This window comes from Pseudorhizobium sp. NPDC055634 (assembly GCF_053618655.1).
Map to the genome: position 1 here is coordinate 408,561 of NZ_JBSHHW010000004.1, position 9,525 is coordinate 418,085.

Consider the following 9,525-nt stretch of genomic DNA (forward strand, 5'->3'; position numbering starts at 1 on the left):
AAATCTGTAACTTCCTAGTCGTAAGTGGTTGAATTCACTAAGGCGGAAGGTCTTCAGTGTCCCTCGTGGTGAAGGCATTGTCCCTGAAGCGATGGCCCAAATCTCGAAGTCTCATTCAAAGAAGGCACAAAAAACCCGCCTTAAAGGCGGGTTTCTTGAAGCCAATTTGGTCAGTTCCTAGGGCTCAGGAGGCTCTCCCTCCGTTCCCTCTCCCCGGTCTAGTGCATGGCGCACCTCCGAGATCGACACCCTGATCCCCAGGAACTTCAGGTCAGGACGGTATTCGACCTGCTCCAGGGCACCTCGCGCCAGGAGATCAAGGACCTCGTTGACGGTGCAGCCAGCGAACCGGGCCGCCTCGCCGATCATCTTCATGTCGCGTGCCGAAGGACTTCCGGCTCTCGAGGTGAGTAGCGCCAGCGTTGCCTCGGTACCAGAGATGGTGACACGTCTACGGCGGTAGTTTCTGCGGTGGGGGCTGCGAGGGATGGCGTAGGGCCAGCGTTCGTCGAAGAGACTGGTCCCGACGAAGGTGCGAAGGTTGTACAGATCCAATACCAGGTTGAATGCAGGACCTACGCCTTCTTCATCGAGCCTCTCAATCGGAAGGTCGGCTGTTCGAAACTTCAGGCTCCGTGCGTCGGCTTTCGAATCCGCCGGCATCAGTCCTTGTTCTTCAAGGATGCGAGCCACTGACGGTTTCGACAGTCCAAATCTTGTTGCGATGGTCGCGAGCGTCTGAACCTGCTGCTCCGAAACCCTTCCCAAGAAGGGATCTTGTGGACCATATGGTAGTTCACCGATCACTACCCGTCGCACCGCTTCAACGAACGGACGGTGATACTCGTCGAGATGATTTTCAAGGTAACGATAAAGGTCTCCAAAGATACGAGAACCCTGCTGCGGACCGTACCCGATTGGCAATGCTCGGATGCGTTCGAGTAGGAACTTTTCTAAGCCTGCTTCCCCGTCTGCAAGGATGTCGAAGCCGCGGCGTCGGAGGTCACGGAGATCAGCGCCCGAGAAGCCTGTGAGTCGGGCCTTGGCTCCCTTTGATGAGAGGAGACCGATCAATTCGCAGCCGATCTTGGCGACGTGGTAGGGCAGGCCGTCAAGAAATTGGCTAGCGTCGGTGACTCCGTCCAGACGCCCCGCGAAGTAGCGATCGGCGGGCTGCACCTCCCTGACTCCCGCGCGCTCAGCATCGAATCGAACCAGCGACAAGTCTCGGGAGACCAGATTGTAGAAGTCGTGTCGGAGCGGGCCGCCGTGGCTGCGTTCAGCGAACACCGTCCCATGGACGCGGCATGTTTCAAAATCTTCAAAGAGCCATGAGAGGCGCGCGTACGGACGGGTTTTCTTGGTTCCGCTTCCGCATTCGAGATCGTCCAGGAGGCAGGCGGCACAGTAACGCACAGTCCCTTTCCTGATGTGCCGGCGCTCGACGTTGTGTCCGCGAACGATATAGCGGCTCCGCCCGAGCGGCTTGAAACACGCATCGCGGATTTCACCTTCGGGGTGGGTGCTGTGATCGACGATGGACTGGATCGCTCGCGGCGCCCCGATCCATAAAGGGTTCAGCGTTGTGCCCATCTGAACAAGCATCGACGAAAGAGTGCCGACACCGTTCGCCGCCGCCAGCCGAGAGCAGTAGGACAGGATGTTCTCGCCAGGGTGCAGGTCGACTTCGATAAGCATCAGAGGCCTCCTTTCTTGCGATTAAGATGCCGGGCATCCATCCGCAGATCGGCAACCTCCTGTCGTTCCGAGATTTCTGCCACTGATGTGAAAGAGGACAGGATCTTCCAGTCCTCCACGAGGAAGATATTGTGCTCCGCGCGGCAGCCCGACATGAGACTGAAAGCCTGCGCGAAGTCGCCGCGATCAACGACATCCCTGTCTTCGCGGATCGCCATCTCGCAGGCCGACCGGATGAGCTCGATGGTCGTTCCGAAGCCGCCGCCAGCCGCCTGGACGAGCCGGTGTACGAATTCGTCGGACAGAACCGCGCTATCGGCGATCATCTCTGCGTGCTTCTCGACGACGCCCTTGATGATGGTGCGGACGCGTTCCTGGTCTGCAGGACAGGAGAGGGTCTCCAGTTCCACCACGATGCTCCGGTTGCGGAGCTGCGGCTCGTACTCGAGAAATTTTGCCAGGGTGGGCACGCCGGCCAGCACGAGGTGGAGCGGCCATCCTTCGATCTGCAGCAGGCTCTTCACCGTGTCGGCAAGGTTCTGGATCGTCTGCTTGTCATTGCCCTTCAGAAGATGTTGGGCCTCGTCGATCACCACCATAAGTACCTGGCGCTCTCGCAGCACGGTCTTGGCGAGTTCGAATAGATCGTACTCGCGGAGCCTCGATGTGTCGAACGGATGACCGGCCGCTTCGATGATCTTCCGCGCGAACAGCTTCAAGGACAGGGGCTTCGGGGCATCGAAATAGATCAGCGGGCGCACCATGACGCCATGCTCGTTGATATAGGGCTGGAGTTCGGGCCGGTTTAGAAGCGCATGTCCCAGCACCGTGCTCTTCCCTGAGCCCGACTCCCCGATGATCACCAGCGCCCGGCGCTTCCGAGCGCTGCCTTCGGCGGACGCCGCGACGTTCTCGATGATATCGCAGACGGCCAGCTCCACCTTTGCATTGAGGTGGGAGGTCACGTACATCTCTTCGAGCTTGCCACGCCGGTAGGCGCGCTGCCGCGCCTTGGGATCCAGCATGGCGGCGAGGCGGGAGGCCGCACTTTCGGCCTCCTGTTCATTGGCTCCATCGGTGTCGCAGGTGGTGACGATCTTGGTGGACTGGATCATCTGCTGCCCCTTGTTGGTCGAGGTGGACTGGTGCGTAGTGCTGTGGCTGCGTGTCATGCGCGGTCCTCCCTAGAAGCTGATGTCGTCTGCGGGCTTGATGGCGACGGGGACGGGCTCGGCCGCGACCGTGACCACCTGTTTGTTCGCCTCGAGGTAGACGAGGTCGTCGTCGACGCCTGCGATGCCGTGATGCAGCGGGTCCTGGGCGAACACGAGCGGTACGAGAACCGGATCACGATCCTCGAGATCGTCGCGGAGCGTCATTCCGTCGAAGTACTGCATCTGAAGCTTGTTGAGCTTTTCCGCATCGATCGGCTGAGTACCGAGGTTGGCGCGTGCCGATGCTGCATCGCCTGTCATGCGCAGGCGGTTAACTGCTGAGAGCATTGTCGAGAGGTTGCGCTCGGTGCTAAGGGCATTCTCCGAAGTGATCTCGCGGCGGGCGTCGATCCACTCCCAGATCGAAAGATCTTCCGGAATTGCTTCCTGCGCCTTCACGGTGAGCCATCCGGTGCCGGTCCATACGCTGACGGTGTCCAAGGAGAAACGGTCGACGCGTACGAGCACGGTGCGCTTGCTCTGCAGGCGGATCTCCTGCAGTTCCCTTGACTGGTAATGGATGCCCCAGAAGACGACGCCGCGATCGGTGATGGTGCGCTCGACCGTGGTGCCGAAAACGTGGCGGCGGACGGACCGCGGGGGCGGGGGCATGACGCCGTACTGGCGGGAGAGACGCATCCATGCCTGGTGCGGCGTTTCCCCTCCCAGTCCGTCATGGGGCTGATGGTGGTAGATGTCGACGACCGCCTGGACGAGAACCTGATTGAGCTGGTCGATTGAAAGCGAAACCCGCTTCTCCGACGGATAGTCGCCGCGCTCAAAAATATCGCCGAAGGTGCGGCCCTCGAAGTAGTGCATGAATTGCAGACCGAAGGTGCGGAACACGGATTCGATCGCGCCGCGCATCTGCGGGACCCCTGCAGGCGGATACATGTAGTTGCATCCGAGCGATGTAAGCACCGCGCGATACATCAGGCCTACGAACGGGCCGCCGTTATCAGTGACGATGCACTCCGGTGTGAGATGGTACGGCCAGAGCGACGCCGCGCCGCAGGTGAGGGCGAGGCGGGACTTGTCGGTAACCATCATCTCCACCGTCTCGATGGCTGCAAGTTCCGTGGCCGCCGCCTGTACGAAGCGCATCGCCAAGATGCAGCGGGTGGCGGCGTCGATCGCAACGATGACCTTTAGGCGCACCTTCTTGATGGCCTTCATCTCGTCTTCGTTCAGGGTGTCCAGCAGCCGGAACCAGCCGAGCCACGTGATGAGGTCTACCGTCCATTCGTCCATCTGGACGATTTCGCCCGGACGTTCCACGTCGAGACCCTCAAACGTGATCTGGAAAATTCGGCGCGCCGCTTCCTCGCCTTCGCGCTGCGCGCAAACCCAGAAGGCGTTCAGGCTCTTTACGAGCCGCTCGAAGACTTTGCGGCTGGGGACGGAATGCAGGCGGAGTCCCTGCCTGGCCCGCTCCTCGTTGCGGATTGACAAGTCCGCGATAAGCTCGCGGAGGAGACTGGACATCGTGGGCTTCCGGGGGTCGGCGTACTTGCGCGCATGCTCGTCCCAGATGGCGACGTCCTCCGCTGCGTGGAAGGAGATGCGCGGCTTCGAGCCGGCGCATCGCTTCACGAGCGACATCGCGTCATATCCGCCTTCAACATACCGTTTCAGCAGGCGGCGGAATTGGCGGTTCGAAGGACGGTTCGCAGTCTTCTTGACCGAACCGCCCCGTTGTTTCCCTCGGATCTCCTCCTCGATCGCGGGCAGCAGCCAGTCCAGGCATGTGTCGCTCAGAGAGATGCGACGCGCTTTACGCCCCTTCGAGGCGGCAGCCTTGCGGCGGAGATAGGCATCAAGAAATTCCTTGTACCCCAAAACTCGAACCATCGCGTCTTCCGGAAGGTCGACCACGCGCGCCTCTGCATAGTGCACGCGGCTCTTGGCCTTGCCTTCGCGATAGTAGTCCTGGTCGATTTCCAGACGATGGGCGGACATGAGGTCGTAGAGGTCGGGATGGGAGAAGAACTCCCGTGGGCCGTTGCGGCCGTCGGGGACAAGCGTGTGTCCAATTTCGGTCGTCATGACGGGGCGGTAGTGGTTCTTACCGTCGATGGTGACACGGGCTGTCATCGCGATGGAGTAGTACGGGATATGACGGGCGAAACGACCGTTGGCAGCGGTAAGCGTGTTCATCGGTGCTGTTCCTTTCAGATCAACGGATTTCGGACATGAAGTTGAGAAGAGCGGCGGCGTCCTTGGCGGCACGCTCGTAGGTACGCAGCGCGCGGCGCATGAGGCGCGGCCCCGGCACGGGGCGCTTGCCTGCTTGCGAGGGATAGAGGCGAACGACGCCCTCAACCTGCTTGAGCAGGATCTCGAACTCGCTCCCGCTACGGCTTGAAGGAAGCCCGCGGCCGTCCTTCTTCCCTTGTTCCAGGTGCAGGAAGATGCGGCAGAGGTCGGCGAGCTCGAGACCGCGGCGGCGGGCGCCCGGCTTGACCTTAACGGCGCAGTTGAGGCGCCGCGAACGCTCCACCAAAGCGATGCAGCCGGCTGCATGGACGAATTGCGACACTGAGAAGGTCTCGTCGGAGGAGGGGGTGATCGAGGGCTTGATCGTCATGTCGGTGCGTCCTTTGACATCGTGTAGGGGCGGGGCGGCGGGCGCCGAGGCTCTGGCACGTGCGAGAGCGAAGGCGGACAGCGGGAGCGGCTTGGTCACGGCAGGTGTCCTTAGTTCTGGCTGGGGCGGCGCAGCCACGTGAGGTCGTTGATGCGGCCTGGGTGGAGGACGACGAGGTGGCCCTCGTCGATCAGGTTCCAAATCGCGATGCGGCGGGCGGCAGGTTCTGCGGCTCCGTCGAGCAGGTCGTGGAACCGAACGGAGCCCTTGATGCTGGAGACAAGGGAGAAGGCCTCTTCGTAGGCGTCCTCGTTGCGCATTCGGCGGGAATGGAGCTTCCAGCCTGCTTCATGGGCCGCGTCGTGGGTGGCATAGGCGTCGGTGATCAATGCCACCTGATCCGCGAAATTCCCGTTTCCCTGTTCGCTGATCAGCTTTAGGGTCCGTAGAACGCCTGAAGAGCGGACCCGACTTGTCGGTTTGACGGCGATCGCGACGCGACGACCGTCGGCGAAACGCGCCCAGAAGTCGAAGGTGTGGCTTGCGATACGGCCACAGTCCACGTGATGCACATCGGGCCACTGGTCGCGGACCTCGACAATGTCGCGGCGAGCCAGCAGGATCTTGGCGACACGTGCCTCGAGTGCGCTTTCGAAGACGATCTTGCGGTTGTCCGCGTGGTGCTGAACGGCGCCCCGGAACGAAACGACGTTCTTGCTGTCCGGCTGCCGGAGGCCGGTGGACTCGCCTGTCGGAACCCATACCTCGCCTGTCCATGAGCCGTCCTGCGGCACAACCTTGCTTCCGATGTGGAAAAGGTCGGGGTTCAGGTAGGTGGTCGCTGTGGGGATGGTGCGGTCCGGAGTTACACCGGCGCGGTTCATCTTGACGCGGACGGCGGCAAGCTTCGTCTTTCCCATAAGGGTCTCCTTGCAGAAGCGGATGATGTTGAGGAAGGTCGTCGCCAGGAGTTTGGCTGACCGGAATTGTGGGCGTGCGGGCTCGATCTGCGACATGGCAGTTCTCCTTTTGGTTTCTTGAAGGGCGAGGTGTTGCCGGAGCCTTGGGATCCTGCGAGGGGCGGACGGACGTGCACCCCTCGCATAGGATCCGCTAAAGGTCGCGGCGGCCTGAGCGAACCCAGGCCCCGCGTGCGCCGTGGCGCACGCGTTTCTTGGGATGGGCCGCCGGTTCGATGGAGCGCATGTAGCGCTCGTAGGAGGCAACCTGATCATCGTAGCGGGAGAGGCCGCTGTTGAGATCTGAAGGTCCGGAATGGCGGCTGCTGTAGATGGCGTCAAAGATGTCGCGCACTGGGTTCTCCTCTTGCGGACGGTTGTTGTGAGCTTCTCGGCAGGCCTCGACGCTGGGGTCTTGGCGATCATAGTGCGGTCGGATCCGGAACCGGCCGGATTGCGCGCACGGGTCCTCGATCTGCGGCGACGCAGGTCCTCCTGTCGTTAGAGTTGCTTGTTGGTGAGGCCTCGTGAGACGCTATTCGGCGCCGGTCACCCCGGTTCCGACTGACGCCGACGCCTCGTCATGAGGCGTAAACGAGCTCAGGATCCGGCCTATCGCCAGATCGCTGACGGGTTCATCTCCGCGGTAGTGGAGTTCGCGGATGTGATCTTCGGACCAGTACTCATCGAAGAGATCGAGAAAAGTCTTGAAGCTTGGGACCTGCTGCACTTGCTTGGTAACTGCTGAGATCTTCACGATGTTCTCGACGAGTTCCAGGTACGGCGCACGCCAGTCCTGTTCCAACCGACCTGCCAGCCGACAGACAGCCAGGAGCATCAGCACCATGGTGCCGCTGCATGTTTCGCCAAAGCGCGCCGCAACCCACTCCGTCACGGAGGGGTGGAAGCCAAGGTCTTGTGTGCGGAACTGCATGTCGTACTCCTGCTGATCCATCGGAACGCGCCTATCGTGGAATGCAACTGGGAACTCGGTCAACTAGCAAAAGACAACCTGCGGACGTATCGAGGTTTGCTCGACTCTCATCCGCGGAAGCAGTTGTTCCGGTTATGTTCGATGTGAATCCGGGAGGCGGGAGGTCAAGGATTCGCAGTCCTGGTCAGGCGCCCGTCGCTTGATGATCCTCAGGCCTTGGCTCTAGCAGAGCTGGATATGAGCGCTGTTCGCATGGAATTCTTCCCATTGAGCGAGGCGCATTCCGACGCCGAAATGCTGCGGCGTCAATTAGAGCTTTAATAAAATCTTAAGCATGGTTAACGCGGCGCCGTCGCCGCTCCCGACAAACCAGGACTCCTGTTCCGATAAATCGCGTGTCCCTCAGCCGGCTGTTGTTCCAGGCGTGGCGCGGCCTGAGGCTTCCTTGATTGTGAAGGAGAAGCCGGATGTACCTGAAGAAATGCCTATTGCACATCAAGGAACGGCTTGGGCCGGTTACGAAAGAACTGGGTCTGCGGCACACGCTTGGAAAGGGGCACGACGACGACATCTGCCTGTTCTTCGACCGCAGGGACGAGAACGGCATTCTTTGGAGGTCGATGCTGAGCTTTACCTTCCCGCCGGCAAGGCTGACACCAGAGAAGGAACTGTCGTGGCAAAACGTGAGGTTGGGTATCGATGTGCCCGAAGTGATTTCAGTCGGCACCAATGGATGGATTCACTATGTGAACGAGATGATGGATCTTGAAGGCACGGCCCTTTCAAGATGGGTCAAAGGCGGTCCACTGGACGCTGTCTTCGATATTGCGGCAGGTTATCTTAGGGAGCACCCTCTGGTCCCGGAGAGATTCGATCTGCCAAAGATCGTTTCCCTCGGAGACTTCGGCCAACTCTGGCGATACCTGGAGCCTGAGCTCCGGAAGAGGGGCGTCGAGACTGTTGATGTGTCGCGCCCAGAAGAATGGGTCGAAGTCTACAGCTTCGAATTTGAGGGGCATCGGGCGGAGATCATCTTCCAACTGGAAACGGCAGCGCTGCTGATCGACGGCGTAGTAGTCCACAAAGGAACGAGTTACAACGACAGCGACAAGCTCATCCGAACCCTGTCCTATCTAATGGACGACATGCTCGACCCGACGTCCGACGGAGGAAGGTTCGCGTTGATGTTGGCCTCCAGGAATCACCGCTGATCAGGCTACTCTGTAGCCGAACACTATGCGATGTCTTTGACACCCCTTCCGGCCGTTCGGCGAATGGGTTCGCGTTCTTCGCGCCTTTTATTTTCCTGGTCGATGATCACGTTTTGGGGATTCGCCAGGAATTGTGACCCCAGCGGCGGAGCATACGTCGAACAGCCGATCTCGAATTCGTGAGAGGTGCGGGGCCTCTGATTCTCCAATGGTTTCGACGCCGCGCGTCGATAGTCGAAATCGAGACCAGTCAAAGCGGAATGAAGAGCCAAGCCGAGCATCCTCGCAGCTAAGGGCGGAAATGAACTTTCAAGGAGCTTGGCGTTGGAGCTTGACGGCCCTTCCACTTGCCAGCTCCGTGGAAAGGACTGAATGGCCTTCAGGAGAGCGTTGTTGAGTTTAAAGCCAGTGACGAGAGCTGCCCGATGAGGTTGTGAATTGTGGTAGTCTTGGATGTCGATTCCCAGCCTTCTCCATCTTTGGATGGCCCGAGACTCCCTACGGTTTGGAAATTCGGGAGCAAGCTCGCTGTCCCAGCGAACCCGCCACTGTTCCACCGCCGTCCTTTCCATCTCCCTTCGCTCCGAGGCAATGTCTGCGTACTGGATATAGCGGTCGACAAGATGGCCTGCAGCTTGAGCGAGTGTACGTCGCTCCGGAGGAGCGATGACCGGCGTAGAGAAGCCCTTCAGGAGGCCGTCCCTCGCACCGATCATCACAACACGGTTCCGTGACTGGGCGACGCCGTAGCTTGAGACGTCGACGGTATGCCAGGCGAGGTCATACCCCTTGTCTCCGAACAGCTTCACCAACTTCTCGTCCCCGATTGTCAATCGGCGCGGAATATTGACCCCTTATCGGCGTCCAATATTGACCCCTCCTACAGACGATCAGCGCTTGGCCTGCCCGGCGCTGGCCGGGG

The 9,525-nt window shown here is 60.3% G+C and carries 9 protein-coding genes; 1 reads left to right on the forward strand and 8 read right to left on the reverse strand.

All coding sequences use genetic code 11. From position 1 onward, the window contains the following. Positions 1–177 precede the first annotated feature (177 nt). From ACWGPT_RS09420 to ACWGPT_RS09450, 7 genes are all read right to left on the reverse strand, one after another. Positions 178–1,698, reverse strand: coding sequence for a TniQ family protein (locus ACWGPT_RS09420; RefSeq protein WP_452605319.1), 1,521 nt, complete (start codon positions 1,696–1,698; stop codon positions 178–180). Continuing rightward, entirely contained in the window at positions 1,698–2,870 is a 1,173-nt protein-coding gene (locus ACWGPT_RS09425; protein ID WP_452605320.1) for an ATP-binding protein, read from the reverse strand. The genes ACWGPT_RS09420 and ACWGPT_RS09425 overlap by 1 nt, the downstream gene beginning before the upstream one ends. Before the next feature lie 12 nt (positions 2,871–2,882). After that, on the reverse strand, positions 2,883–5,069 hold the full coding sequence (locus tag ACWGPT_RS09430; RefSeq protein ID WP_452605321.1) for a hypothetical protein: 2,187 nt from the start codon (positions 5,067–5,069) through the stop codon (positions 2,883–2,885). A 19-nt stretch (positions 5,070–5,088) separates the two neighbouring features. Then, on the reverse strand, positions 5,089–5,499 hold the full coding sequence (locus tag ACWGPT_RS09435) for a hypothetical protein (RefSeq protein WP_452605322.1): 411 nt from the start codon (positions 5,497–5,499) through the stop codon (positions 5,089–5,091). 110 nt (positions 5,500–5,609) lie between these two features. Further along, positions 5,610–6,515, reverse strand: a complete 906-nt coding sequence (locus ACWGPT_RS09440) for a hypothetical protein (RefSeq protein ID WP_452605323.1) — start codon at positions 6,513–6,515, stop codon at positions 5,610–5,612. A gap of 97 nt (positions 6,516–6,612) precedes the next feature. Continuing rightward, positions 6,613–6,813, reverse strand: coding sequence for a hypothetical protein (locus ACWGPT_RS09445; protein ID WP_452605324.1), 201 nt, complete (start codon positions 6,811–6,813; stop codon positions 6,613–6,615). 180 nt (positions 6,814–6,993) lie between these two features. Continuing rightward, positions 6,994–7,413: a hypothetical protein gene (locus ACWGPT_RS09450; RefSeq protein WP_452605325.1), complete on the reverse strand. Its 420-nt coding sequence runs from the start codon at positions 7,411–7,413 to the stop codon at positions 6,994–6,996. Between the two features lie 446 nt (positions 7,414–7,859). On the opposite strand from ACWGPT_RS09450, the gene ACWGPT_RS09455 reads away from it, so the two are divergent. Then, the gene (locus ACWGPT_RS09455) at positions 7,860–8,603 is read left to right on the forward strand and encodes a hypothetical protein (RefSeq protein ID WP_452605326.1); all 744 of its coding nucleotides are present in this window, start codon (positions 7,860–7,862) and stop codon (positions 8,601–8,603) included. Positions 8,604–8,626: 23 nt separating this feature from the next. Here ACWGPT_RS09455 and ACWGPT_RS09460 read toward each other — a convergent pair whose 3' ends face one another. Next, positions 8,627–9,412, reverse strand: a complete 786-nt coding sequence (locus tag ACWGPT_RS09460; RefSeq protein WP_452605342.1) for a DNA cytosine methyltransferase — start codon at positions 9,410–9,412, stop codon at positions 8,627–8,629. Between the last annotated feature and the right edge of the window lie 113 nt (positions 9,413–9,525).

What these genes read in the sequence shown, in the direction of transcription:
- ACWGPT_RS09420 (WP_452605319.1), bottom strand. Translation starts at nt 1,698, where the DNA reads ATGCTTATCGAAGTCGACCTGCACCCTGGCGAGAACATCCTGTCCTAC.
- ACWGPT_RS09425 (WP_452605320.1), bottom strand. Translation starts at nt 2,870, where the DNA reads ATGACACGCAGCCACAGCACTACGCACCAGTCCACCTCGACCAACAAG.
- ACWGPT_RS09430 (WP_452605321.1), bottom strand. Translation starts at nt 5,069, where the DNA reads ATGAACACGCTTACCGCTGCCAACGGTCGTTTCGCCCGTCATATCCCG.
- ACWGPT_RS09435 (WP_452605322.1), bottom strand. Translation starts at nt 5,499, where the DNA reads ATGACGATCAAGCCCTCGATCACCCCCTCCTCCGACGAGACCTTCTCA.
- ACWGPT_RS09440 (WP_452605323.1), bottom strand. Translation starts at nt 6,515, where the DNA reads ATGTCGCAGATCGAGCCCGCACGCCCACAATTCCGGTCAGCCAAACTC.
- ACWGPT_RS09450 (WP_452605325.1), bottom strand. Translation starts at nt 7,413, where the DNA reads ATGGATCAGCAGGAGTACGACATGCAGTTCCGCACACAAGACCTTGGC.
- ACWGPT_RS09455 (WP_452605326.1), top strand. Translation starts at nt 7,860, where the DNA reads ATGTACCTGAAGAAATGCCTATTGCACATCAAGGAACGGCTTGGGCCG.